This window comes from uncultured Sphingobacterium sp. (assembly GCF_964277905.1).
Lineage (GTDB): Bacteria > Bacteroidota > Bacteroidia > Sphingobacteriales > Sphingobacteriaceae > Sphingobacterium > Sphingobacterium siyangense.
This window is the reverse complement of record NZ_CAXYKD010000029.1, coordinates 147,845-173,944: the sequence shown is the minus strand read 5'-3', so window position 1 is coordinate 173,944 and position 26,100 is coordinate 147,845. Positions and strand designations below refer to the sequence as shown.

Genomic DNA, 26,100 nt, shown 5'->3' with positions numbered 1-26,100 from the left:
ATTGTTATCTGAATGTTTTTGTCATCCATTGCATTTGTACACATGGCTATTGACAGGTAAATATTAAAAACTTAAAAAATGAAACAAATTCTTGTTGCCTCCGATTTTTCAATCAATGCAAGTCATGCTTTGCGTTACGCCTTGTCTTTGGCTTCTCGTTTGAATATGGAAGTTGCTGTTGTACATGCCATACACCCGACAGAAGGGATCAACAACAGTACTTATAACGCGATCTTTATAGAAGATTATTACGCTAGAAAACGTGCTGCTTTGCAAGAATGGACTGATCAGGTCGTCCAGGAAAATAAATACAATGACCTCAAAGTGAGAACCGTTGTTGAAGTAGGTTATCTGCGTAATGTAGTCACAAAATATGTTGAATATACGGATGTTTCTTTTTTGGTGATGGGAATTACTGGGGCGACAGGCATTAAAGAAATTGTCGGTAGTAATGCGAGTATGGCTGTGACAAAATTGCGTATTCCAACCTTGATTGTACCTCCTGAAAGTAATCTGTCGGTTATTCCAGTCATTACATTGGCAACGGATTATAAAACAACAAAATTGTCTGTTCGTGATGTCAAAGCGCTCAATCGTATTTTAAAGCTTTCGGACCCCAAGAAGTTGGAAATTCTACACGTCTCAGAAAGGGATTTGGACGAAAAGCTCGTGCGTAATGGGGAGAAAAAAATGCGGCAGTTGCTTCCTAACGTAGATATCAACTTTAATTATGTGGATGAGGATGATACACGGCCATCACATGCGATCATTGACTTTGTTGAAAACAATCAGACCGATATTCTGTGTTTGGTCAAACGCAACCATAATATGATTTACCGTTTATTTGCAAGCAGTACGGTGAATGAAGTTTTGAACCGATCAGTTAAAGCGATTTTGGTTTTGCATGAATAATCTGAATGGAAACTTTTTTTTACGCTATATATCAAGCCTTTTTGGATTTTCCAAACATCTTTTTTCTTGACTTTACCAATGCTGCAGAACGCGTTAGCTCGGAAAATTCGAGTTGTCTGATCCATTTTTTAAGTCCCAATTTTCGGAATCGCTAAATTGAACAAACGGTTGCGTTTTGATCAGAGTTGCCAATGCTGATAATTCTCATTATTATCGTAAGGTTATAGTCTGTTCGTAAGCAGATTGACTATAGTTTGTTCGTTTATAAAATAAGAAAATTGTGAAAAAATATCTATTTCTTGCAGGTATCCAGGTAATGTCAGCGCTAGGGCTATCGGCTCAAACGACAAGGTCAAATGTACCATTACAGCTATTGGGTACCCGGAGTTGGATCCGAGTAGACATGAAGGATAATCAACCGAGCATGTCCGGAGCGAAAGTCTTTTGGGCAAAAACGAATAAGAAACCGCAGACAGCCAATGCGGTATTGGCAGAAGGTGTCAAACGTTATTATATTCAGCAGGTAGAGCCTGAAACGACCTATTATATCTGGATAGAATCTGCTACAGGAAAATCCTTGGCAAATGGAAAAGTGTATACGAGCAAGAGATGGCAGCTGGATAATACTGAACTCGATGAAGAGCAAAAGAATCCAAGTTCAAGAGCAGTTCCTGTTGGTATGGAAGTCTATTGGCAGGATGAATTTAACGATCAATTACTTAATCGGAATAAATGGACGACCAACTATTTTTCATCCTTGAACTATCTGAATGCAAAATCCAAGGATGAAATGTTGCATGATCGTTTGCCACAACCTGCTTATACTTTAAATGGATCAGCGATCAATCTGTATGTCAACGATACTATTCCCAAACGGATTTTTACAGCGGGTGGCAACCAGAAGATTTCATCCATCCAAACCTATGATTGGAAGTCCAATGAAAATTTACTGGACAACAGCAAAGGTGGGTACTTTGAAGTTAAGGTAAGGCGCAACAGACAGGGGAATCCCAAGGGAACAAATACCGCTTTTTGGTTTGATTCACCTGGACCAGATATTCGTTATTATGTTCAAGAAGGATCCGAAGTCGATGGAATTAAAGGCATTCGCCCCAAGGGACAGCTTTTTGAAATCGACGTTTTCGAATATATTACAGCTCAATTTGTGATACATGGACATGTTGATCAAAAAGGGGTATTTCAACGTAATCTTGCTACACATATTGCAGAGGGGTATGAACATGTCGGACAATGGGTAACACATGGGGTATTGTGGACACCTACAAGTATTAAACATTATATCAATGGAGATCTGATCAAAGAATATACGAATAAAAATCAGATTTATTCACCCAACCACTTTTTGAACGTATTTCTTGGAGCCTATGGATCTGAAGGCGGAGTCAATATGGAGGTCGATTATATTCGGGCGTATAACTGGCCTTTAAAAGATGGTAATGAATTGCCTAATCCAGATTTTGAGCATAAATCTGGCCTTGCACCTTGGGAAGGAGCAGCGGTCATCGAAGAAGGGCGCGGAGAAAAGGGGAGTAAAGCGGTGGTACTTGCGCCGGGTCAAAAAATAGAGCAATATGTTTATTTGGATCCCCAACAAGACTTCAAACTTGTCTATTGGAGTAAAGGAGACAAAGTCCAGGTGGAAGTCGATGATGTCGCTGTCGTAACAGGAAAGTTGTCGAATTTAAAGACGTTAATACCTGATTTAGGAAAAAAAGGTGGAAAGCAGGAGCTTGATTTTGTTACTGGCAAGGAGATTAATCCGAATAAAAAAATTGTTCGGATCGGATTTACCAATGTAGGAACGGGAAATGCATTTTTGGATAATATCACGTTGAAAAAAAGATCGTTATAATGCGGTTTTCTTAATAAATATTGGCTCCATGTATATCACGTAGGAGCCTTTTTTATGTTTTTTTATTTGGTAAATGTTTCTTTTGATATGCTGAAGGTGACATATTTGTCTGTTTTTTGAAGAAATGAGAGAAAGTAGCGGAGTCCTCAAAACCCAATTCAATCAGTGTAGTCTTGATTGGATTGGGCCCCAAACTCAGCAGGTGCATAGCTTCCTTTAATAAACGATTATGAATCAGTTTGAGGGGGCTAGTCTCCATGTATTGCTGTGTTTGCATCCAAAGATTGTTTGCAGTTATATTCAGTAAATTTGCGTAATAAGCGACATGGTGTTCTTGTTTATAATGAAGTTCTACTAATTCAAGAAAGCGATTCAGGGTGGCTGGATAAGCGTATGGTGCTAAATTATCGATGTGGTTGATTAAGGAGTGGTTAATCTCTAGTAAGCTAGTTGCCAAACGTGATAAAATGAGTGATAATGGTGGCTGATAGCGATAGAGTTCATTACGGATCTTATCGAATTCATAGCGGAGCGTTTCAAATTTAGATGGCGTGACCTGAAGTATCGGATAATCTTTAAGGAGTTTTATGTTGATTGAAAGCGCATGACATAATTTTTCAAAATTTTGCCAGGGAATTCTAAAATGATAAACAGCGGTTTCTTTGAAAAAATAGAAATAACTTGACTGACCGGGGAACATTAGATGAATTTGATAACCCATTATATTATGTTGCTCCTGATCAATCTCACGGCGACCTCCGCTCGAATGTATTAAGATAAGGGTCACCACTTCTTTGCTTTTGAGCATATGGTAGGTGTGTACCCTGATATTCCGCATGCGATATAAAAAACCGAGATGCTCTACCTCGTCGTCGCATGTTGTTATGTTTGCAGCATTAAACATAGTTATTTTGGTCTGGGGAGGTGTTAAGTGTACGATTTGTTTTATTGAGTTTTTACGATTCTTATTTAACGATTATAGGGATATTCCTGTACCCAATGAAACTTGCGCTGTATTAATTCGAACGCTTGCACGTCTTGTTTAATAAGTTTAATGTGCGCTGTATGGTCATCAAAGGTTTTTGTCAGAAGAATATTTCCGTCAGGGTTGATCTGATAATCAAATTGATAATTGTTTAGGGTAATTTTCTTCCCGGCTGCATCAATAACAACGCTCTCCCTTTGTGGGGTATAGTCTGTGTTGCGTATTAAGACCTTGTTGTTATCAATTTCGAAAACAATAAGTCGCCAATCTTGGGGGATTGATTTGCCCTGTGTTCCCGCTTGTTCAATACGGTAGATTCCATAGAGTGGTGACTTCGTTAGGTACTCAGCTATCATTTTTTTTGTACTTAATATACCCATGCTCTGTTGCACTATAAAGAGCAGTAACACGGCCAATTTGGCGATAAACAAGCTTTTTCTTTTCCAGCTTTTGTTGAATAGGGGTTGTTGGATAGGGAGTAACTGTACAGGTTTTCCTGAAATAAAAATTACGAACAATGCTTTTAAGTAGGGAAGCAGTAGAAATATGGAAAGTAGCAGGAGTGCTGTAGAGACCATTTTAACGGGGACGTCATAAAAATAGTTGACGGCCATAATATTGATACTGGTCGCAACCGTAATTAGTGCACCAGCAACCACCGTTTTTCTGAAAAGCAATAAGCCCGATAATATTTCTACTGAACCAATAAGTATATTGTAGCCTTGAGAGTAACCGATATAGGTCCATGCCAGCCCCATAGGAGAATACTCGCCCAATGGCTGGAGAAGTTGTGTTAACCTCGGCGGTTGCATTTGCATATAGAAGACTTTGTACAGTCCATAGTTAATAAGCATAAAAGCAACATAATAGCGTATTGCTGTGGTTAACCAATAGAAAAGGATTGTGTAGCTGGCTCTTCTTCGATCCAATATGGACCATAAAGCTGCCCCAACTAATGCCAGCAAGAATAGGATCAATAGGGATACCCAGGCATAGGAGGTATCTCCACTTCCGTTGATGAAGATGCTGTGGTCGTAAGAATAGCCCAATATATTTTCTGCAAACCAGGGAGTCAACCTTTGCATAAAATGGGTAAGAGGGGTGCTGATATATCCATATAAGGGATAAGTGCCGTTATTAAAAACAAGAATAAACGACAAAATGAAAATAAAGGAAAATCGAAAACCTAATTTTCTAAAGGCAGGCCACCGTTCTGGGGCGTTTTCGTTAAGAATATGCATAATTAAAGTTTACTGTGTTTAAGTTAATATTTTTTGGTAAAATAGGTCGTATGTTTGTTGAAATAAATAATCGATTAAATAGTAAATAATCATTACGACATATTTGAACAGAAGTTTTTATCTTGCTCTTAAAAAATAAGAATCATGGACAAGATCAAAGAATATTTTGAATCGCTCGTTGTCATGAATGATACGGACTGGGAAGTATTTTCCGCTAGGCTTGTTAAGATGGAGTTTCCAAAAAAGTCATTGATTTTGGAAATCGGAAAAACTGAACAGTATTTATCTTTTATTGAAAAAGGAATTGTACGTTTCAATATCCCAAAACTGGACTATGATTTTACTTTTGGATTTGCTTTCGAAAACTCTTTTGTAAGTGGGTACGATTCCTTCTTGACGCAGCAGCCTTCATCGTATCATCTCGAGGCAATAACAGATTGTATTTTATGGCGGATATCGTTTGAGGATCTCCATGCAGTATATCAAACAACAACGGTTGGTAACCTAATTGGTCGGAAAGCGGTTGAGGACATTTTTCTAAAAAAAATGAAACGGGAACTGACGCTACTTGAAGATTCGGCAAAAACCAGGTATATCAATTTGATGCGTGAGCAACCCGAACTGATTCGCAACATTCCCTTAAAATATCTGGCTTCTTATATTGGTATTAGACCGCAATCGTTAAGCCGGATCAGGAAAGAAATTTATTAACAAATGTTCATTGATAAAAAAAGGAAGGGCACCTATTTTTGTTATAAAAAAGATGAAACCATTTTTTGTTTTAATTGTCGTTTGCATTATTTCCAATCTCATCCTATTGCTATTGAAGGGGGAGATGGATATTCTTTTAGCGGGTAAAGTTGGATTGGCGGTGATGCTGTTGTTCACAGCATTGGGACACCTACTTTATACCAAAGGAATGATGTTGATGCTACCCGATTTCGTTCCATTTAAAAAAGAAATGATCTATGGAACCGGTTTAATGGAATTCATGGCCGCAATTGGACTATTTGTCCCCCAGGTGAGTCGGATAACGGGAAATCTTTTAATTGTCTTCTTTCTACTTGTATTACCTACAAATATTCGGGCAAACTTAAGGCGTATCAATTATGAGACGGCTACTTTTGATGGCGCCGGTCCAAACTATTTGTGGTTTCGTATTCCGTTTCAAATCTTGCTGATCGCCTGGACCTATTATTTTGTGGTTCGTTAAAGTAGTTTTCTTAACCAAAGCATAGCAATAAATTAACATAGTGTTGTTTAGTTTTATTTAACATTTTTTTATTTTTGCTAAACTTTTAGATTGAATAAAATGAAAGAAGCTATCAAGATGGTCGTATTTGATATGGCGGGTACGACAGTGAACGAAAATAATATTGTTTATAAGACGCTTAGAAATGCAATAAATACGGTAGGGAGATACGAACTGACATTAACAGAGGTATTGGCCCACGCTGCAGGTAAGGAGAAGCTACAGGCAATTAAGACTGTACTCAAAAATAGTTTGGATGTTGATGATGATGAATTGGCTCAACGGATGTTTACTTTGTTTTTGCAAGACTTGGAACACGCTTATGAAGTCGAGGAAATTTACCCTAACGCGAATGGGGAAGAACTTTTTGCGATCTTGAAAGAGCGCGGTATCTTGCGTGTGCTCAATACGGGCTATGATCGTAAGACAGCTGAGTCACTTTTGGAGAAGCTTAATTGGAAAGTTGGCAAAGACGTAGATGCATTAATTACTGCTTCTGATGTACCTCGAAACAGACCTTATCCAGATATGATTCATCTCGCCATGCAAAAATTTGAAATTACGGATCCGGGTTTTGTCGTTAAAATTGGTGATTCTATTATTGATATACAGGAGGGGCAACAAGCGGGTTGCGCTTTGAGTATAGGCATAACAACAGGTGCACATGATGCGGCTCAACTCAGATCGGCAAATCCCGATTATGTGATTGATGATCTACTGGAAATTGTTGAAATACTTGAAAAGAAAAATATATCCAATACAGTCGTCTAGTCTTTGGCGCTGTTTAATAAAAAAGCGGGTATTTCCTACAAGAAATACCCGCTTTTGATTGTGATATGATCCACATGTTATTGCATTTGTATGCCTTCCATTGAATTCTGGTTTTTGTTTTTCTTAAACATATTCATATCCATTTTTCCAAAACGGTAGGAAAGATTCAATTTGATCAACTGCGGATTAGAAAGTCGATAATAGGTTTGAGAGAACCCTTCACCCGATGAAACAATGGTATTGCCGCGTGTTCTGAAGATATCATTGATGGCCAATGTTGCTGAGGCAGCCTGATTTTTCAAGAAGCTTTTCTTGATGGCAAAGTCGATACCATAGAATGGTTTGATATAGCCTTGTGAAGAGCTTTGCGCCTGGTTCATTGGTGGACCGAATGTTTGTCCCTGTGTAACTGGCATATTTGTTTTGCCTTGATATTCAAACGCTAGCTGTAGATTCCAGTTTTTCTGTAAGTTGAATGTATTGTTCAATTTTCCAAATACTGTCCACATACCTTCCGAAGGCGTTTTCTCATCCACCTCAATTTTGGAATTATAGAAGTTAAGGTCTGCAGTCAGGTCCCACCATTTTTTGAGATTATTGGTAAAAGTAAATTCTGCCCCATAATTTTTGCTGGAATTGGCATTGATATAGGTGTTAATGAAATCCATTTTGTTCGTGACCGGATTGAGTTCCTGTGTCAGGTAACGTGTAATTAGATTGTTTGTACGTTTATAGTATACCGTTGCCAAAAATGTACCTTTTCCATGTGTACGGCTGTAGGAAAGTTCGCCAGAAGTGGTGAATTCGGGTACAAGGTCAGGGTTACCACGTGTAATATTTAAGCTATCCGTGTAGTCAACAAATGGTATGAGCTGAAAGAAGTTCGGACGGTTGACACGACGGGTTACGCTCATCTGTATTTGGTCTTTTTCGGTTAGCTTTTTGCTCAAGAACAAAGAAGGAAATAAGCTCAGGGGATACTTGTTGTGGAACTTTTCGTTTGTATTCAAAAGTTCACCGTCGTACGTTGAGCTTTCTGCGCGCAGCCCAACTTTATAGGATACCCAGTCCTTGAGGTTTCCTCCAAGTGAGGCATAGGCTGCATAGACGCTGTTCTTATTGTTATAGTTGGCTGAAGCTGCGGTGATATTCTCAAAATCATCTTTGTCCACTGCTTTTAGGGAATTGTTGTTGAGATTTTTGAGTTTATTGATCTGTGCACGCACACCAGTTTCGAGTTTCATCCCATTTTTAAATGGTTTGACATAATCTGCCTGCACAGTCATGAACTTATTATCACCAGAACCGATGTTTTTTTGGATCTGAGTTCCGCTGATTTCGCTGCTTGCATTGAGGTAATTGGTGGTGTATAAACCATTGGATGTGTTGTTACCGCCAAAATAATTGAAATCCACAGATAATTCCTCGCCTTCAGTTTTGAATTTTTGGACGAGACCAGCTTGCAATCCACGTGGCTTAAAGCTTCTTTCAGACTCGGAAATCCGATCGCTGAGTGATTTGCTATTGCCAGAGGTGGTTAAGATCGACGAGTTCTCATTCGGCTTAAATTTACCCTGAACCAATACGCCGGCTACAGATAGCGTTGTTTTGGGACTTAAGTCGTAATCTACGCCGAGCCGGCCAAAGGTAATCATACCTTTTGTTTTGCCTTCAATATCTTGATCTACTGTTGATTCTACGCCATTAATTGTACTGGTACGGTGGCTGTCGCCCTCGGTGTTGGTCCGCATGCGCATATTCATTCCCGTCAGTGAGATATTGAATTTATTTTGACGCAGATTTAAACTACCCATAAAGTTAGTTCCACCAAAGCGGTCCCCACCTAAGGTGACCATACCATTGTATCCAGCTTTCTTATTTTTCTTCAGAATAATGTTGAGGATACCGGCCATACTTCCGGAAGCGTCGTATTTGGCAGATGGATTTGTGATAATTTCGATTTTATCGATCACATCGGCAGGAATCTGGTCAGGGCTGAGTGTTGTAGGTTTTCCATCGACAAAAATTGTAGGGGCTGCATTTCTCAGTTTTACGTTTCCGTCGATATCTACTTGTACAGAAGGCATATTGCGAAGTACATCGATCGCAGTACCGCCAGCTGCAACGATATTTTTCTCTACGTTGAAGACTTTTTTGTCGATGTCCATTTCGAGTAGTGCCTTGCGGCCAGTCACGGTAACTTCATCGAGTTTACGGTTGTCATTTTCCAGTTTGATCGCACCTAGATCTTTGGTTGTTGTTTTGCTATCGCTATAGTCTACAGCTAGATCTATAGGTGCATAGCCTACGGAGCTAATTTTTAGCTTCCATTTTTCTTTTGGCGAAATGGCTGCGAAATTGAATTTTCCATTTTCTGAAGAGCTGGAACTTTTTACGAGGATTTCCCTTTCTTTACCTGTAGCTTGATCCTTGATAACCTTCAATAAATTCACGGAAGCTTGTGAGATAGGTTTCCCGTTGCTGTCCACAATTTGGCCCGAGAGCTGACCTTCGGACATGGCGAAAGCAGGACGACCACCTGCAGGGGCTTGAGCGTGTACGGAAGCAACCGCAGTTGCCATTAGCGCTATTGCTATAAATCTTTTCATTTTTTCTTTGCTATTCTACCGGCTACGCGGATTAGGCTGTTCGATAGTCCACAAATTTGAAAAGGATTTTTTAGCTATGCAATCATCTGTAGACCGAAGCGGCCAATGTGTAGACGAACGGATAAATGCATCGATTCAATTTGTGGCGGTAGCATTAGATAAACTGTTCGATATTTTTGATATATTTTTTACCAATAGGAAGGGCGGTTTCAGGTAGGGTGAGTTTGTTTTGGGCGACCTGCTCAATACGATTTTTATTGACAATAAAAGAATTATGTATGCGTAGGAAGTCTATTGTAGGTAATATTTTTTCCATTCCACGGAGGTTGCTGCGCGTAAGAAGGGGCGATTCACGGTCCACCAGGTATATTTTTACATAGTCTTTCAAGCCTTCTATGTAGCTGATTTCATGGAGAAAAATTTTCGTCTTTTTGTATTCTACATTGACGATAATATGATCCTGTTCGGGGAGCTGTTTTGCACGGAGCAGCATACCTTCTTCCACTTTTCGGACTGCAGCTGCGAGTCGTTCTTTTGAGATCGGCTTAAGCAGATAATCAATGGCATTTAGCTCGAAACCTTCAACAGCATATTGGTGATAGGCCGTGGTGAAGATAACCAAAGGGCGGGGAGCGAGCTCGCGAATAAACTGCGTGCCCAATTGATCGGGCATTTCAATATCCAAAAAAATTAGATCGATAGCGTGATCTTTTAAATATTCTTCCGCTTCGGCCGTCGCATTAAATTTATGAACGACTTCGATTTGCTCAAAATTCAACAAGTCGTCTTCTAAAATGTTGAGTGCGAAGGGTTCATCATCTATGAGTATACATTTAATCTTCATCGGTCATCAGTTTGAGGGTGACTTCGAAATCTCCAACATCGGTTTTTCTGATGCTGAGGTCATGTCGATTGGGATACAATAATTGTAATCGTCTGCGTACATTAGTCAGTCCTATACCTTCGTTTGGACGCGGTTCTGTATGTTGCAAGATTCTATTGCGGGATATAAAAATAATGCCGCCCTGAGTCTTCTGAAATTGAAACTGTATCTGTGGTGCAGTTTTGCTATCCACACCATACTTGAATGCATTCTCCACAAAATGTATGAAGAGTAATGGGGGGATCATTCTATTTTTGACCCTGTCTTCGATATCTAGTGTTATATTTCCTTGGATAGGAAGACGAAGGGTCTGTAAGGCGATAAAATTGCGCATATGGTCGATCTCTTTAAAAAGTTCGACTTTGGGGCCGTCTACTTCGTAGAGTATATAGCGTAGCATGTCGGATAACTTAACAATAGTGTCTTCGGAATCTGGTGATTGTTTACGAATGAGCCAACGGATATTATTAAGTGTATTGAATAGGAAATGCGGGCTGATCTGAAGTTTTAACATCGTTAGTTCTGCCGTTGTTTTTTCAAGCGCAATCTGTTTGTTGAGTTCCTTTTGTCGCGCTTGTTCATCGTAGAGGAAGATCATTGAAGACGTGATCATACAAAGGGAATAAATAATGCCTGGGCCAATGACCAAGCGTACGAAAAGAATATTTTCCTTCTTCAGATGAGCAAGCTCTCCAGCTGGATTAAAATAGACTATGCAGTAGTTCAGCGCGACGTAGGTGGCGAACCCAATTGCGATTAATAGTACAAAGATCTTTCTACGACCAAAAAAATAGGTGGGCGCAACAACGTAGCAATGCAAGTAAAAATGAGTAGCTAGAAATACAATATTTACTAAATGCGATAATGCCGAATAGGCTTTGAAATCAGCGATCTTATCCGGCTGGTAGAGATACGTTATAAAGGGTAACAGCAGTAATATGGTCCAGATGACAATATGTAAATAGAATTTTCTGAAGAATCTGCCAATCATGTTATGTCTAATTAATCCCTTTACTTTTGGATAAGACCAAACTTAGATAAATTGCTTTTTATATGCAATATAAATACGTTTCTATGCAAAAAGAATTATGCATCGAAGCCTGTTTTCCTAAGGTTATCATGACCTGTTGCTAATCGATTTGGTGTTAGAAACATGACCTGCTGTTAAATGATATAATGTTAAAAAGAGGTTTGCGAAAGAAGATGAAAGCGGGAAATACGCTGGACTGTTGGAAATAGTTTTGTATTTTGCAGGTATAAACTTTGTAACGTGACATTCAATCCAGACCGATATCAGAATATGCCCTACAGACGCTGTGGGAAGAGTGGTATTCTCTTGCCAGCCATATCATTGGGGCTTTGGCAAAATTTTGGTGAAACCGATATTCAAGCTGTATTCCGGAAAACCTTGCTGACCGCTTTTGATCGTGGGATCACCCATTTTGACCTTGCCAATAATTATGGTCCTCCTCCGGGAAGTGCCGAAGAGAACTTTGGACAGCTATTGCGTACCGATTTTGTGGGCTATCGTGATGAACTTTTAATTTCCACGAAAGCTGGGTATACCATGTGGCCGGGGCCGTATGGTGATTGGGGAAGCCGTAAATATTTGATGGCTAGTCTACATCAGAGCTTAAAACGGATGAGTATAGATTATGTGGATATATTTTACCATCATCGACCGGATCCAAATACACCGTTGGAAGAGACAATGGCAGCATTGCGAGATATTGTTCATCAAGGAAAGGCCTGCTATGTAGGCTTGTCCAATTATCCTCCTGATCTTGCTCAGAAAGCTGCTGCGTTATTGCGTGCCATGGGGACACCATGCCTTATTCATCAGCCTAAGTATTCGATGCTGGTGCGGACACCTGAGGAGGGACTTTTGGATGTGCTGCAGGCAGAAGGAATCGGAGCGATCGCTTTTTCACCTTTGGCACAGGGACTGCTGACCAACAAATATCTCGGCGGCATTCCGGCAGATTCACGCGCTTCGAAAGAACATTTTTTGAAAAGTGAAATGATCACTCCAGAATTAATGGAGAAGATCGACCGGTTGAATAATCTTGCGGTACAAAGAGGGCAAACATTGGCGCAAATGGCAATTGCATGGTTGTTGAAAGATGAACGCGTAAGCTCGGTTTTAGTAGGGGCCAGAAATAGTGAGCAGCTGGTTGATTCCCTCAAGGCCTTGGACAGGTTGGACTTTACGACGGATGAATTGACGCATATCGATACTATTCTGAAGCATAATTAATCACCTAATTGATCATATCATGTTTGCCTTTGAAGCACAATTGGAAATTATTGGTATCAATCCTTTTGTTTTTGTTCCTACGGATATTCTTGAAAACCTATTTAAGGATGCAGGAATAAACAAGGGATATATTCCTGTGAAAGGAAAAGTGAATGAAAAGGATTATGTTCAGACGTTGCTGCGGTTTAAGGGGGAGTGGAGACTGTACATTAACACGGTTATATTGTCGAATTCGCCGAAACGAATCGGTGAGACCTTAGCCGTAACAATCGCTTTTGATCCGGAAGACCGCACTATTTTGCCTCACCCCGAACTCGAAGCAGCATTTGCACTAAATAAGGAAGCTCTGCAGGTATTCGATGGATTGTCTCCATCAAAGCAAAAGGAAATCATCCGCTATATTTCTTCCTTAAAAACTGCGGATAGTCGAAGAAAAAATATCGAAAGGGCAATCGGTTTTCTTTTGGGTAAAAACCGATTTGTGGGACGTGAAAAGCCCTAAGTAATCAGACCGGTCTTCGATGTGTGTACTGTAATTCTGGCCAGATATCAGGATTATTGGTCAGAATTTTAGTAATAATTTAAATATACTTATGGATAATCCTAAAATTGTATGGGGTATCATCGGCTGTGGTGATGTCACAGAAAAAAAAAGCGGACCAGCGTTTAATCGCATAAATAATAGTCAGCTAATGGCTGTAATGCGAAGAGATGCGGCGAAAGCTGCTGATTATGCTAGTCGACATCAAGTACCCTTGTGGTATTCAGACGCTGACGATTTGCTCGATAATATCGATCTCAATGCAATTTATGTAGCAACGCCACCGTCATCTCATCTCGCGTATGCACGATCTGCCCTGCGTAGCGGGAAATCTGTTTATGTTGAAAAGCCCGTTACGTTAAATGCGATAGAAGCAGAAACATTATTGCAGGAAGTTAAAGAAAGAGACGGGAAGTTGGTAGTTGCACATTATAGGCGGCAATTGCCTTTGTTTCTGAAGGTTAAGGAGCTTGTTGGAAATGGTGAAATTGGTGAGTTAAGGACGGTACAATTGCGTTTATGGCAGAGTAGAATGCCCGACCTAGTGACCAAAGGTGGCGGAGATTGGCGTACTGATCCTGCTGTTTCGGGAGGAGGTTATTTCTTTGATTTAGCCCCACATCAATTGGATTTGATGCTCTATTTTTTTGGAATGCCGGTTTCATACGATGGTTTTAGCTTGATTCAGGATAAAGAAAGTGCTGTAGCTGATCTGACCACAGGGACCATTTTGTTTGAAAATCAGCTTGTCTTCAATGGAAGTTGGTGTTTTAATGTTGCCAAAGAAAACCAGGTAGATAAGGTTGAAATGGTAGGAAGCCTTGGGCATATTACTTTTTCTGTTTTTGGAAATTCAGTTATTGTCAAAACAAGAGATGGAGAGAAGGAATTTATATTTGATCATCCTGAAAATATTCAATTGCCGATGATTTCGCGTACGGTAGATTATTTCCGCGGTATCGGGCCAAATCCATCTCCGATTGAGGAAGCCTTGGTTCTGATGAAGATTATCGATAACTTTTCGACAATAAGGCAATAATGTTATCGTCGTTCTTATCCTAAGCAGCCTGATGCCAGGTACTATCTGTTGGGTCTACCAGCAGTGTTTTATTTTGCGCATTGCCTTGCAATGCTGTGAGTGACAGTACACCCATAAGGAGTACTGTCAACTGATTGAATTTGTTCATCGCTGCATGTTAAATTTTTGCTAAAGCAAGATTGATAAATGATAGTTCTTCGGCGGTAAGCGTGATATCGATGGCTTGAGCATTTGCTATGGCCTGTTCTGCATTTCGGGCACCTGCCAAAACCACAGTGATTGCAGGCTGTAGACTGGTCCAGCGTAATACCAATTGAGAAAGTGTTACACCTTTGTTAGTGGCAATTGGACTGATGGTATCCAAGAAAGTCTTTACCTTGGCCATATCAAATTGTTGGAAATAACCATTGCGGTGGTCGTTTTCTTTTAATTTACCTGTATTAAAATATTTACCGGTTAATAAACCGCGTTCCATAGGGCTATATACAATGATACCTAGATCATTTTCCTTTGCATAAGGAACAAGGTCCTGTTCGATACCTCGGTTTAGCATACTGTAACCAACTTGATTACTTGCAATGTTGAGGTTCTTCCGTGCTTCTGAAACTTGATCGACACTATAATTGCTGACGCCGGCGGCACGGATCTTACCTTGTTGTAAAAGAAGATCCAAGGCTTCCATCGTTTCCGAAATCGGGGTCGTGCTATCTGGCCAGTGAATCTGAAGTAGATCGATGTAGTCCGTACGTAAGCGTTTTAGGCTATTCTCTACTTCATGAATTACACTAGTTTTTGACGAATATTTATAAACTGGAATAGTTTTACCAGCTTCTTCTGCATCAAAGAAAAATTCACCTTTTCCTTGGTTACTGCCGTCCCATACCAAACCAAATTTGGTCAATAGCTGTATTTTGGTCCGATCATAACCCTGTATTGCCGCACCGATCATTTCTTCACTTAAACCAAATCCATAAAAAGGGGCTGTATCCAATGTAGTGACACCATTGTCGATAGATGCTTTTACAGAATCAATAGAATCTTTCTTTTCATTTCCGCCCCACATGTTGCCGCCAATGGCGAAAGCTCCATAAGTAATTGCTGATAATTCTAAATCTGTTTTTCCTAATTTTCTGTATTCCATTTTTTTATTTTTTATTAAAATTATTTATTACGCTAATGCACCTTTTTTATCAAATAAATCTGTTCGAAATGGCGCTTATTATTATTTGAATGATTGATAGCACAAAGTTATAACCCTGATTTTTATTATTAAAATAATTTAAATTAGGTTATTCTATCATTTTTGTGATATATTATTGGGTGTTTTTTAAGGAAAGTACCGCGGGATTCCTGTTAAGTTTTTCTTGTGCAATCCTGCTCAAACTAGTAAATTTATATTAGGCAGTTGGTCTTGTGAGCAATCACATTTTTATTGGGATAGCTGTTCGGTAAAAGAATAACAATGCAAAAAGTAGAACAATTTAAACCTGATGTGATTATTATTGGATCGGGTTTAGCAGGACTTACGACAGCAATGGAAGTCACCAATGCTGGTAAGAAAGTGCTTCTTGTAGATCAGGAAACGGAAGAAAATCTAGGGGGACAGGCCTATTGGTCCTTCGGGGGACTTTTTCTTATCAATTCGCCACAACAACGTCTAATGGGTATCAAAGATTCTTATGAACTTGCCCGACAGGATTGGATGGGGACTGCCGGGTTTGACCGTGAGGAGGATTATTGGCCACGACAATGGGCTGAGGCCTACTTGAAATTTGCAACAGAAGAAAAGTCTGCCTACATCGCTAAGCTTGGTATAAAGCTGATGTTTATGGTCGGTTGGGCGGAGCGCGGTGATGGTTCGGCCTCGGGGCATGGTAATTCGGTTCCTAGATTTCATGTCAGTTGGGGGACCGGAACCGGAGTGGTGAAACCTTTTGTGGATAAAGCTTATGCTGCGCAGGAAAAAGGTCTTCTGCAGTTTCGCTTTCGACATCGCGTAACAAAATTGCTAACGCAAGATGGTGCGGTAATTGGAATTGGAGGTGATATATTGGCAGACGATCACCAGGCAAGGGGTGTTGAAACCAACAGAACTATTCTTGCAGCGTTTGAATATTATGCAGATCAGGTCGTTATTGCTTCTGGAGGGATCGGCGCAAATCATCAATTGGTACGCGAAAACTGGCCTGAACGATTAGGTAAAGCACCGTCACAAATGATTTCAGGTGTTCCCGCCTATGTCGATGGAAAAATGATCGGAATTGCGGAAGAGGTTGGGGCTCATATGATAAACCGCGATCGCATGTGGCATTATACGGAAGGGATTGAAAATTGGAATCCAATATGGCCTAAACACGGCATCCGTATCTTGCCTGGGCCCTCTTCGCTGTGGTTTGATGCCCGCGGTAACAGACTTCCCGCTCCTTATTTGCCTGGATTTGATACCTTGGGTACACTCAAACACCTGCAAGAGTCAGGCTTTTCTTATTCCTGGTTTATTCTGACGCAGAAGATTATCAAAAAAGAGTTTGCTCTTTCGGGCTCAGAACAGAATCCAGATATTACCAACAAGGATTATAGATTATTTTTGAAACGCATTTTTGGGAAAAATGCTCCCGGGCCTGTTGAGGCTTTTAAGGAAAAAGGATCTGATTTTATTGTTTCGGACAATCTAAAGGATCTGGTCGTTCGTATGAATCGTTTGACAGGGGAGGATTTATTGGACTATGAAGCAATTAAATCGCAAATTGAAGCGCGTGACCGGGAAGTAGATAATAAGTTCTCAAAAGACACGCAAGTGAACTATATCAGGAATACACGGAATTACCGTGGTGATAGATTAGGCCGAGTGGCAGCCCTTCATAAAATCCTGGCGCAGGAAAATGGACCGCTCATTGCGGTACGTCTCCATGTACTGACCCGGAAAACCTTAGGTGGTCTTAAAACGAATCTCCAAGCACAAGTACTAACAAAGGATGACAAGGTGATAAAGGGCTTATATGCTGTCGGTGAGGTGGCTGGATTTGGTGGTGGCGGGATGCACGGCTATCGGGCACTGGAAGGCACGTTTTTGGGAGGATGTATTTTCTCCGGCATGAAAGCCGGACAACATATTGCGAGTCTACCAAAGGCACCATCTGTCTAAGAAATCTGATGAAAATTAATTCTTTTCTTCATGTTAAAATAGAGGTTCCATAGGCAATCAATGCGATGTTTGCCTATGGAATAAGGAACTATTAAGCTTTTTTTCTGATAGAGCGCATCGTTTGGAGAAGAACAGAAACGAGTACAAGAGCGAGTCCAACATAGAAGGAAGCATTGACTTGTTTGCCTTCGTTGAAGAATAAAAAAGCAATGATAATTGAATAGATGGGCTCGAGATTGAAACTCAAATTGACTGTAAATGCAGATAACTTCTTGAGTGATTCAGCAAAAAGAACATAAAGGCCAACTGTACAAAATAAAGCCAGCAAGATTAAATAGACCCCGTCAGAAAAGCTCGGTATAAAACGTTCGGTAGGAAATAGATAATAGAAAATGGGTAGTCCAAATCCCAATACAACGGTGCCACTAAGCATCTGATAAAAATTGAGCAATTTACTATCATATTGTTTGACTAATCGCTCGTTGTAAATGGTATATAGAGCCGCAAAAATAGTTGAAATTACACCCAAAATAATCCCAAGTTGATAAGAGCTATCAAAATGAAAGATTAAACTGATTCCGATCAATGTCAGCATACTTAACATGAGCTGCGCTGCGCTAAATCTTTTCTTGTTGATGATTGGCTCTAATACAGCGGTAAAGAAACTGGTCAGACAATAGCAAACAACGCCAATGGAAATGTTGGAAAACTTAATGCTACCATAAAAAAATATCCAGTGGATGGTGATTAATACGCCGACTTTCGCAATTTTAAACGCATCTTTAGTGGATTTTAAACGCTCAATTTTGAATAATTTGAGAACGAGGAATAAGATGATTGTTGAAAGTAAGACCCTAAACCAGACGAGTGGTATTTGATTGAGGGTAATAAGCTTGCCGAAAACACCGGTGAATCCTGCGAGCAGTACTGCGGTATGAAGTACTAAATATGATTTTTTCATAAGAGAAATGTCTTTCCCATAAAGGGAAATTTAAAAGCTAAATAAATAGTTAATCCTTATATCATCCGAATTTGCTCCTGATCGGAAGCCATTATTCGTTTGACAATGCGCTATATTATTTTGCTGGAGGAGAAAGACAAGTTCTTCGGCCCATGGTTTTATGATTGTTTTTAACAAATATAGAAATTATCTACAGTATTCAAAGTGTTATATTTCAGCTATTTTGTTTGGATTAATATTCTTCATCCTAAAGACTAAATGTTATATTAGTAATCTCGCTAGGGGGGATCCCAAGTTAATCGTCTTCCTAGTAATGAATACACAATATCAATATAAACCAAACTAAACAATGAAGAGAAAAGAATTTATCCGAAATACGAGTCTATTGGCTGCATCAGCACTTTTTGCACAGACGAAAGTATTCGGTTTCCAAGCTGATACGGTTCGTGTAGGGCTGATCGGTACAAACGGAATGGGCTGGTCTAATCTGAACGCCATCTTGAAGGTACCGGGAGTGCAGTGTACGGCATTATGTGATGTCGATGAAAATGTTTTGGGGAATCGAGCTGAGGAATTAAAGAAACGCAATATCAATGTGAAGACTTATATCGATTATAAAGACCTCCTAAAAGCAAATGACGTTGATGTTGTTATTGTCGCTACCCCCGATCATTGGCATTGTATGCAAATGGTTGATGCTGTTGCGGCCGGAAAAGATGTGTATGTCGAAAAACCGATTGGAAACTCCATTCGGGAATGCGAAATTATGGTTGCAGCTGCGAAAAAGCATAAACGCGTTGTACAGGTTGGGCAATGGCAACGAAGCCAACAACATTTCAGAGATGCGATGGATTTTGTTCATAGCGGAAAATTGGGGAAAATACGTCTTGTTAAGGCTTGGGCTTATCAAGGTTGGATGAAGAGTATCCCGGTTCAGGCAGACGCTCCTGTTCCCGCGGGAGTACATTATGATAAATGGTTGGGGCCAGCACCAAAACGTGCATTTAATCCCAATCGTTTTCACTTCAATTTTAGATGGTATTGGGATTATGCGGGGGGCTTGATGACCGATTGGGGGGTACATATGTTGGATTATGCGCTAATTGGAATGAAAGTATCAGATCCTGTTTCGGTTATGGCTGCTGGAGGTAAATTTGCTTATCCTGACGATGCCGCTGAAACACCAGATAGTTTAACAACGGTATACGAGTTTGATGGATTTAATGTTCAATGGGAGCAGGCAACAGGTATAGATTTGGGGCCTTACCAAAAGACTCACGGAGTTGCTTTCATTGGCAATAATGGTACTTTGGTGGTCAATCGTGAGGGGTGGGAGGTTATCCCGGAGAAAGGGCGAATGGATGCTGTCTCTTTTCAACGTTCACAGGACAATGGATTGGACAAGCATATGGTTAATTTTGTAGAAGCAGTTAGAAAGAAATCTGTGGAGGGTTTACATGCTCCGATAGAAGCTGGGGCACATATCGCGATATTCTCACAAATGGGAAATATTGCTTATCGGGCCAAAAAGAAATTGTTCTGGGACAAGCAAAAGCGCAGTTTCAATGATAAGGATGCCGACCAGTACCTGGCGAAAGTTTATCACAATGGTTATAACCTGCCCAAAGTCTAAGATGTTAAAAATAGGTATTAAAAAGATATTGTTTTGTCTAGCACTGGCGGGGTTGGTTGTGAACCAGGTTTCAGCGCAACAGATGGAACACATGTGGGATGGTGAAGGGGGAAATAAACCGATCGCCCAAAATAGAGGGAAACTGTTCCGTGAAGGCAAATATGCGATGTTTATCCATTGGGGAATCTATTCGCAGCTGGCAAATACCTGGAAGGGAAAAACGTTTTATGGCATAGGGGAATGGCTCATGAACAAGAGCGTGGCCAATATCCCTGTTGCGGACTATATGGCTGCTGCGGGTTCTTTCCGTCCAGATCATTTTGATGCTAAAGCTATTGTGCAGCTTGCAAAAGATGCTGGAATGCGTTACATCGTGATTACAAGTAAACATCATGATGGATTTTCAATGTTTCATTCTAAGGTGAATTCTTTTAATATTGTTGAGGCGACTGACTTTAAGCGCGATCCAATGATTGAGCTCGCGAAAGCATGTAAGGAAGGTGGGATCGGTTTTGGCTTCTATTATTCGCAAAATCAGGATTGGACTTATCCTGGCGGAAATGGAGGCCCAAAGGTGAATGTAGCTGGTCAACCGAAAACATTTGATGATTATTTTTGGGAAAAATGTTATCCTGAGGTGAATCAGATTACAACTGAGTATGGACCGATAGAATTGGTCTGGTTCGATACTCCTGGGGGAATGGACAAGAAATATGCACAAAAGCTTGTTGAATTGGTTCATAAAAATCAACCCGGAGCATTTGTGTCGGGGCGAGTGGGGCATGGGCTTGGTGATTATTCTACTTTAGGAGATATGGAAGTGCCGCGGCAGAATGTTCCGGGTCTTTGGGAAGCAGTAGATGTAACCAACGATTCTTGGGGTTATGCTTGGTACGACAATAATTGGAAGAGTGCTCGTGAGATCTTGTCACGTACATTGTCTACTATCGGTCGGGGTGGGACCTATATGTTAAATGTTGGGCCTAAACCCGACGGGACTATTCCAGAACCAGCGAGTTTAGCGTTGCGCGGTGCGGGTGCCTGGATCCGAAAATATCCTGAGACCGTTTATGGTGCACAGGCGTCACCTTGGGGGCATGCCTTACCCTGGGGAGATGCTACTGTGCAGGGACGTAAAATTTCATTGTTGGTCTATCATTGGCCGATCAATGGAAAGTTGTTTGTTCCGGGCCTAACAAAAGGGATAAAGTCGATTAGCCTTTTAACTTCCAACGGCAAAAAGTCCTTGAATTACACGTTCGATGGAAAATGGTTAAAAATCAATACGCCAGGTGTAGCCCCCGATCCATTGGTTTCTGTCATTGAGGTAGTTATGCGGGAAATGCCCGTTATTGATAAAATGTTGGGAGTTGATCCGGCCATGGAGACAATTGTGCCTGTTGATTTTGCTGAAGTTGAAGGATGTAATAAAACTGGAAAATCCTGGATGGAAAAATTCGGTGAATGGAAGCATGTGGTTCAAGTAGGGCAATGGACTGATGAAAGTAAACTAACGTATGCTATAGACATTGTTAAGCCAGGCTATTATCAAATTGATCTAAATTATACGGGGCAGGGGAGAGTGGTGTGGAAGATCGAAAACTCGGCTGGGGAGATCGTGCAGAATCAGCAAGCGGCCTCTTCTGTGTATAATTGGTACCCTTGGGGATGGATGAAATTTAAGGCTCCGGGGCGCTACAAAATTACTGTTTCTTTAGTGGAGGGCGATGGTGATAAACTCAGTCTTACTGCACTTCGATTTAAATCTGTAGAATAGAGCTCAAAAGTCTATTCTACAGATTCTTCAATAATCACCTTTCTGTGCTCTCGGCCCCAGTTAATCATTTCTTGGATGATATTACCAAATGTCCGGCAATAGGCAGTCGGTAGGTATTCAATTAGCACAGGGCTGTCCGGATTGACTTTTCTGTTAACAAGCTTGTTGAGTTCCATATCTTTCAATTCTTTGGACAGCATACGTGTCGTGATACCAGGGATACTTCGTTCAATTTCTCGAAACCGTTTATTACCGTTGCATAGTGAATTGATAATAGGAATACGCCATTTTCCGCCTATAAAATACAGGGTGTCTTGTAATGCTCTTAGTTCTTCTACTTGATTTCTTTCCATGGTAATTTTGGTATACTCTATTATACTGGTATCAAATGTATATCAAATACCCAATATATTTGTCAAAAAAATAGAACAATGGAAAATTTAGAAAACAAAGTCGTCTTAGTTACGGGAGGGAATAGTGGAATTGGTTTCGCAACAGCAAAGGAGTTTAGTGAAAATGGAGCACAAGTTATTATTACAGGAAGAAGAAAGCAAGCTATTGATCAAGCTGCTGAGCGGATAGGAGCAACAGCTTACGTGGCGGATCAGGCTATACTGCAAGATATTGAAAAACTTGCTCAGGAAATAAAAGATCGGTTTGGATATATTGATGTCCTATTTATAAACGCCGGTATTACAGGTGAAGGAGGTTTTATTGATGAAGCATCAGAAGCGAATTTTGATGCAGTAATGGATATCAATTTAAAAGGTTCATATTTTACATTGAGCAGATTTATCCCTCTACTTCGCGATGGTGCGTCTGTCGTTATTCTTTCTTCTAATGTAGCTACCTTAAATATGCCAGCGAGTTCGATTTACCAAGCGAGTAAAGCGGCCGTTAATTCCTTCGCCAAAACAGCGGCAATGGAGCTTGCAAACCGTAAAATTCGTGTAAACACGGTGAGTCCGGGTCCGACTAGGACAGATGTGCTTAACAAGAATTATGACCAGCAGACTGTCGAAAATATTTGGAATAAGTTGGCAGCAGAATCTCCACTCAAAAAGATAGGTACAGCCGAAGACGTCGCTAAAATGGTTGTTTATTTGAGTGGTGATCATGCATCTTACATCACTGGTGCTGATTTTGTTTTGGACGGTGGAATGGGGATCAATCATTCTTAACCACCTACATAGCGCATAAAGAGGACTTTAGGTGAAGAACTTATCCTTCGTAGATATTCAATTATTATCATACGAAGGATAATCAATAGTTCAGATTCTTTGTCTGATCTCGCTTATTATATTGGGGCGGATTGCATGCTAATTTTACAGCATTAAATAGTTTCAGCTATTCTTGCAGCAGCGTCTGTATTTTTTCAATAGAATCCTCATTCTCCAAAAACTCAATATAAGGTAACAATGGTTCAATATCCTTTTTGTCCATTGTTTCTATGTCTTCAAATAAAGCATTTACAAAATCAGTGCAAAAAGATTTGCCAAAGCTGTAAGTGTTTATTCTCGCCAGATCCTCACAATTGATTTCGGTGGCATTCAGATTAAATACAAGCTCAGGAATTTCGTAGTCGCCTTCCGCCGGATAGCCAATATACCTAAACATGCTTTCCTTCCATACGCGAAATAGAATTTGATGTGAGACATGTTTCCCAAAGTATTCGAACACCTTGGAAAGTATATCGTAAGCGGTTTCTTTCTCAAAAACACCAGTAATGCTTTTGTCGATCAATTCGGCATAGGAAATGAAAATTGAGCTATCAAAATGAACACCAAAATTAGCGGTCAGCATGGCCACAATATGTTCTCTGGGCTGGGTTCTTAAAAGTTGTCTTGCTGTTAATGAGGTTAAGTTATGCTTTTGTTCTCGACCGTGGCTGTCGGGGAGGAGTACGGTGTGTTCTTTGTCGAGGAGCGAGATGACGAATTTCCAATCTTCGGGCCTTTTGAGAATCCTGCAGTTCTGGGCGAGATAACCGCTCCTTTTAGGGTCGGGTTTCTTATCGCCAACAATAACTTCTCCAGGTTGAATAATATGTTCTGGAGGAACTTTAAACCTGCGTATATGCACAAAGAGTTCTTCTCCGGAAGGTAACGCAAGAGTACCAAATCCTTTGTTATTGTCGAACCATTTGACTGCGCCGATAAACATGGCTGGGGTTGAGTTTTGTTTCAATAGTATAAAGGTAATGAATAAATGCCTTTATTAGGTATTGAAAATGAAATATTTGCAATTATTTGTGCGATATCACTTATTTTTCTCGTATTTACCTACTTATTTGGTTGGGGAAAAGATTTTCGGAAGGCCAAAGGCGACATATTTGTCTTCGCTTTGAATAACTTGTTAAAAGATTGGGGATGGCCAAAGCCTAAATCGTAAGCAACTTCGCTTACGGATAGGTCTGTGATGGATAATTTCTCTTTTGCTTTGTCAATTATTTTACCATGGATGAAATGCTGGGTATTTTCACCGGTCTGCAAACGGAGCAGATCGCTTAAATAGCTAGCTGAAATGTGTAGGCGTTCAGCAAGATACTGCACCGTTGGAATGCCTTGTTTCGTAGAAATATTGTTAGAGAAATATGCTTCCAATATTTCCTCAAGTTTGGCTATTAAGTTTGTATTAATCGCTTTTCGTGTGATAAACTGTCTTTTATAAAATCGGTTGGCATAATTTAAAAGTAATTCAATGTGGGAAATAATCACATCTTGACTAAAGTCATCGATTCGACTAGTTAATTCTTCATCGATGTGTCGGAAGATGGAAATAATTCGGTCCTTTTCTTTTTCGGATAAATGTAAGGCTTCATTTGTGGTATAGGAAAAAAAGCCATATTGTTTTATTTTTTTTGCTAGCGGATATCCCCAAAAGAAATCAGGATGTATCAAAAGGGTATATTGTGAGCATACCTCGCCTTCATTTGTGCCGTGGTTTCCTATAATTTGATTTGGAGCGGCAAACAGAAGTCCGCCTTCGTCAAAATCATAATAACCTTGTCCATAGATGAGTTTTCCTTTAACACTCGGTTTGTAGGATATTTTGTAGAAATTCAATACATGCGGTTGAGGAATATTGTTGAGCATAACTTGATGAGTGCTGCCATTCACCATGCTAACCAAGGGGTGGGCTGGTGTTGGAAGGCCAAAAGCACGGTGAATATCCGATAGAGATTCCATCTTTGGGAGAGCTTTTTGTTCTTTTTTCATTTTTGAATTTACGTAATTCTCGTTTACAATAGCCGATAATGTAAACGAGAATGAATTATTGACATAGGGATTACTTGGAAAAGCCTTGAGCTTGGGCTGAAACAGTATCCCATTCCTTCCATGTGGCAATCCTTTCGGCATATACACTACTTACCCAAGATAGGTTCCCATTTCCTAGATTAAACCGCAAGGGAGGATTTTCTGTGTCAACGATACTGAAGATTGCGGCTGGGGTCGCATTCGGATCACCTTTCTCCATTTTTCCTAAATCAGTAAAAAATTGGGCTTTAAAATCCTGGTAGAGATCTAATGTTTCAGCAAATTGTAGTGATTCCTGACTTCCAAATTCGGTGGCATAGGCTCCGGGTTCTATGATGGTTACTCTGATACCAAACTGTTTGACCTCAAGTGCTAAGCTTTCGTGTATTGCTTCAAATGCCCATTTTGAGGAACAATAGTATCCGATTACAGGCAGCGTAACGTGGCCTAAGCTACTTGATGTACCTAAGATGTGGCCATATCCTTGCTGACGTAATAATGGTAAAACAGCTTGAATGACAGCGACCGGTCCAAGGATATTTGTTTCGTATTGTTTTCGAATATCGTCCATGCTTGCTTCCTCAATAGTTCCAACCAGAGAGTAACCTGCATTGTTAAGGACAATGTCTAACTGGCCAAAGTGATCATATGCCTGTTGTACAACAGTTTTTACTTTTTCGGTATCGGTAACGTCCAATTCCAGTGTCAATACGTTGTCTCCATATTTCTCATTGAGATAGGCGATGGAAGAGAGTCGTCGTGCGGTAGCAATTACTTTGTCTCCCCGCTGTAATGCTGCCTCTGTCCAGATTTTCCCGAATCCGCGCGAACTGCCCGTGATAAACCAGATTTTACTTTGCGTATTTTGTATCATATTTCTTAGTATTTGTAACACAAATTTCCAGAAAGCGCGTCTAATAAAAATCGCCAAATTGAGGGAATATGTAGCCGAATGGAGTTTTGA

At 40.3% G+C, this 26,100-nt stretch carries 24 protein-coding genes; 12 read left to right on the top strand and 12 right to left on the bottom strand.

The genetic code is table 11. The annotated features are described in order from the left end of the window. Nucleotides 1-78 precede the first annotated feature (78 nt). A complete protein-coding gene (locus ACHWSC_RS13430) occupies nt 79-912 on the top strand; it encodes a universal stress protein (RefSeq protein ID WP_145327879.1) in 834 nt (277 codons plus the stop codon). Between the two features lie 280 nt (nt 913-1,192). Continuing rightward, entirely contained in the window at nt 1,193-2,785 is a 1,593-nt protein-coding gene (locus ACHWSC_RS13425; protein ID WP_394677092.1) for a family 16 glycosylhydrolase, read from the top strand. A gap of 52 nt (nt 2,786-2,837) precedes the next feature. On the opposite strand, the gene ACHWSC_RS13420 is transcribed toward ACHWSC_RS13425, so the two are convergent. Both ACHWSC_RS13420 and ACHWSC_RS13415 read right to left on the bottom strand, forming a co-directional pair. Further along, the gene (locus ACHWSC_RS13420; RefSeq protein ID WP_394677091.1) at nt 2,838-3,593 is read right to left on the bottom strand and encodes a helix-turn-helix domain-containing protein; all 756 of its coding nucleotides are present in this window, start codon (nt 3,591-3,593) and stop codon (nt 2,838-2,840) included. Nucleotides 3,594-3,754: 161 nt separating this feature from the next. Continuing rightward, nucleotides 3,755-4,855: a hypothetical protein gene (locus ACHWSC_RS13415; protein WP_394677090.1), complete on the bottom strand. Its 1,101-nt coding sequence runs from the start codon at nt 4,853-4,855 to the stop codon at nt 3,755-3,757. A gap of 300 nt (nt 4,856-5,155) precedes the next feature. Between ACHWSC_RS13415 and ACHWSC_RS13410 the strand changes: the two genes are divergently transcribed. The 3 genes from ACHWSC_RS13410 to ACHWSC_RS13400 all read left to right on the top strand — a co-directional run bounded on the left by ACHWSC_RS13410 (nt 5,156) and on the right by ACHWSC_RS13400 (nt 7,034). After that, on the top strand, nt 5,156-5,722 hold the full coding sequence (locus ACHWSC_RS13410; protein WP_394677089.1) for a Crp/Fnr family transcriptional regulator: 567 nt from the start codon (nt 5,156-5,158) through the stop codon (nt 5,720-5,722). A 52-nt stretch (nt 5,723-5,774) separates the two neighbouring features. Beyond that, on the top strand, nt 5,775-6,224 hold the full coding sequence (locus ACHWSC_RS13405) for a hypothetical protein (protein ID WP_394677088.1): 450 nt from the start codon (nt 5,775-5,777) through the stop codon (nt 6,222-6,224). A gap of 99 nt (nt 6,225-6,323) precedes the next feature. Further along, nucleotides 6,324-7,034 carry an HAD family hydrolase gene (locus ACHWSC_RS13400; RefSeq protein ID WP_394677087.1) on the top strand — a complete coding sequence of 237 codons (711 nt, stop codon included), beginning with the start codon at nt 6,324-6,326 and terminating at the stop codon, nt 7,032-7,034. 77 nt (nt 7,035-7,111) lie between these two features. On the opposite strand, the gene ACHWSC_RS13395 is transcribed toward ACHWSC_RS13400, so the two are convergent. From ACHWSC_RS13395 to ACHWSC_RS13385, 3 genes are all read right to left on the bottom strand, one after another. Next, nucleotides 7,112-9,643, bottom strand: a complete 2,532-nt coding sequence (locus tag ACHWSC_RS13395; protein ID WP_394677086.1) for a TonB-dependent receptor domain-containing protein — start codon at nt 9,641-9,643, stop codon at nt 7,112-7,114. Between the two features lie 154 nt (nt 9,644-9,797). Further along, complete coding sequence (locus ACHWSC_RS13390) at nt 9,798-10,487, bottom strand: LytR/AlgR family response regulator transcription factor (protein WP_394677085.1); 690 nt, start codon at nt 10,485-10,487, stop codon at nt 9,798-9,800. After that, nucleotides 10,477-11,517, bottom strand: coding sequence for a sensor histidine kinase (locus tag ACHWSC_RS13385; protein ID WP_394677084.1), 1,041 nt, complete (start codon nt 11,515-11,517; stop codon nt 10,477-10,479). The genes ACHWSC_RS13390 and ACHWSC_RS13385 overlap by 11 nt, the downstream gene beginning before the upstream one ends. A gap of 279 nt (nt 11,518-11,796) precedes the next feature. Between ACHWSC_RS13385 and mgrA the strand changes: the two genes are divergently transcribed. The 3 genes from mgrA to ACHWSC_RS13370 all read left to right on the top strand — a co-directional run bounded on the left by mgrA (nt 11,797) and on the right by ACHWSC_RS13370 (nt 14,363). Beyond that, on the top strand, nt 11,797-12,783 hold the full coding sequence (gene mgrA, locus ACHWSC_RS13380) for an L-glyceraldehyde 3-phosphate reductase (RefSeq protein WP_394677083.1): 987 nt from the start codon (nt 11,797-11,799) through the stop codon (nt 12,781-12,783). 19 nt (nt 12,784-12,802) lie between these two features. Further along, entirely contained in the window at nt 12,803-13,285 is a 483-nt protein-coding gene (locus ACHWSC_RS13375) for a YdeI/OmpD-associated family protein (RefSeq protein ID WP_394677082.1), read from the top strand. Between the two features lie 91 nt (nt 13,286-13,376). After that, nucleotides 13,377-14,363, top strand: a complete 987-nt coding sequence (locus ACHWSC_RS13370) for a Gfo/Idh/MocA family protein (RefSeq protein WP_394677081.1) — start codon at nt 13,377-13,379, stop codon at nt 14,361-14,363. 19 nt (nt 14,364-14,382) lie between these two features. Here the strand turns inward: ACHWSC_RS13370 and ACHWSC_RS13365 are convergent, their stop codons facing one another. Continuing rightward, nucleotides 14,383-14,511 (bottom strand): hypothetical protein, encoded by a 129-nt coding sequence (locus tag ACHWSC_RS13365; RefSeq protein ID WP_394677080.1) that lies wholly within the window; start codon nt 14,509-14,511, stop codon nt 14,383-14,385. 9 nt (nt 14,512-14,520) lie between these two features. Next, complete coding sequence (locus tag ACHWSC_RS13360) at nt 14,521-15,504, bottom strand: aldo/keto reductase (RefSeq protein WP_394677079.1); 984 nt, start codon at nt 15,502-15,504, stop codon at nt 14,521-14,523. 321 nt (nt 15,505-15,825) lie between these two features. Between ACHWSC_RS13360 and ACHWSC_RS13355 the strand changes: the two genes are divergently transcribed. Then, nucleotides 15,826-17,508 (top strand): FAD-binding dehydrogenase, encoded by a 1,683-nt coding sequence (locus ACHWSC_RS13355; protein WP_394677078.1) that lies wholly within the window; start codon nt 15,826-15,828, stop codon nt 17,506-17,508. A 91-nt stretch (nt 17,509-17,599) separates the two neighbouring features. Here ACHWSC_RS13355 and ACHWSC_RS13350 read toward each other — a convergent pair whose 3' ends face one another. Beyond that, nucleotides 17,600-18,469: a DMT family transporter gene (locus ACHWSC_RS13350; protein WP_394677077.1), complete on the bottom strand. Its 870-nt coding sequence runs from the start codon at nt 18,467-18,469 to the stop codon at nt 17,600-17,602. 349 nt (nt 18,470-18,818) lie between these two features. Between ACHWSC_RS13350 and ACHWSC_RS13345 the strand changes: the two genes are divergently transcribed. Together ACHWSC_RS13345 and ACHWSC_RS13340 are read left to right on the top strand one after the other, a co-directional pair. Further along, nucleotides 18,819-20,102, top strand: coding sequence for a Gfo/Idh/MocA family protein (locus ACHWSC_RS13345; protein WP_288061372.1), 1,284 nt, complete (start codon nt 18,819-18,821; stop codon nt 20,100-20,102). Continuing rightward, nucleotides 20,035-21,879, top strand: a complete 1,845-nt coding sequence (locus tag ACHWSC_RS13340) for an alpha-L-fucosidase (RefSeq protein ID WP_394677076.1) — start codon at nt 20,035-20,037, stop codon at nt 21,877-21,879. Before ACHWSC_RS13345 ends, ACHWSC_RS13340 begins: the two co-directional genes overlap by 68 nt. 11 nt (nt 21,880-21,890) lie before the next feature. Here the strand turns inward: ACHWSC_RS13340 and ACHWSC_RS13335 are convergent, their stop codons facing one another. Beyond that, the gene (locus tag ACHWSC_RS13335; RefSeq protein WP_394677075.1) at nt 21,891-22,232 is read right to left on the bottom strand and encodes a winged helix-turn-helix transcriptional regulator; all 342 of its coding nucleotides are present in this window, start codon (nt 22,230-22,232) and stop codon (nt 21,891-21,893) included. 78 nt (nt 22,233-22,310) lie between these two features. Between ACHWSC_RS13335 and ACHWSC_RS13330 the strand changes: the two genes are divergently transcribed. After that, complete coding sequence (locus ACHWSC_RS13330; protein ID WP_394677074.1) at nt 22,311-23,060, top strand: SDR family oxidoreductase; 750 nt, start codon at nt 22,311-22,313, stop codon at nt 23,058-23,060. A 166-nt stretch (nt 23,061-23,226) separates the two neighbouring features. Here ACHWSC_RS13330 and ACHWSC_RS13325 read toward each other — a convergent pair whose 3' ends face one another. The 3 genes from ACHWSC_RS13325 to ACHWSC_RS13315 all read right to left on the bottom strand — a co-directional run bounded on the left by ACHWSC_RS13325 (nt 23,227) and on the right by ACHWSC_RS13315 (nt 26,010). Then, on the bottom strand, nt 23,227-24,066 hold the full coding sequence (locus ACHWSC_RS13325) for a cold-shock protein (protein ID WP_394677073.1): 840 nt from the start codon (nt 24,064-24,066) through the stop codon (nt 23,227-23,229). 95 nt (nt 24,067-24,161) lie between these two features. Next, nucleotides 24,162-25,097, bottom strand: a complete 936-nt coding sequence (locus ACHWSC_RS13320) for a helix-turn-helix domain-containing protein (protein WP_394677072.1) — start codon at nt 25,095-25,097, stop codon at nt 24,162-24,164. A gap of 70 nt (nt 25,098-25,167) precedes the next feature. Next, nucleotides 25,168-26,010 carry an SDR family NAD(P)-dependent oxidoreductase gene (locus ACHWSC_RS13315; protein WP_394677071.1) on the bottom strand — a complete coding sequence of 281 codons (843 nt, stop codon included), beginning with the start codon at nt 26,008-26,010 and terminating at the stop codon, nt 25,168-25,170. Nucleotides 26,011-26,100 lie beyond the last annotated feature (90 nt).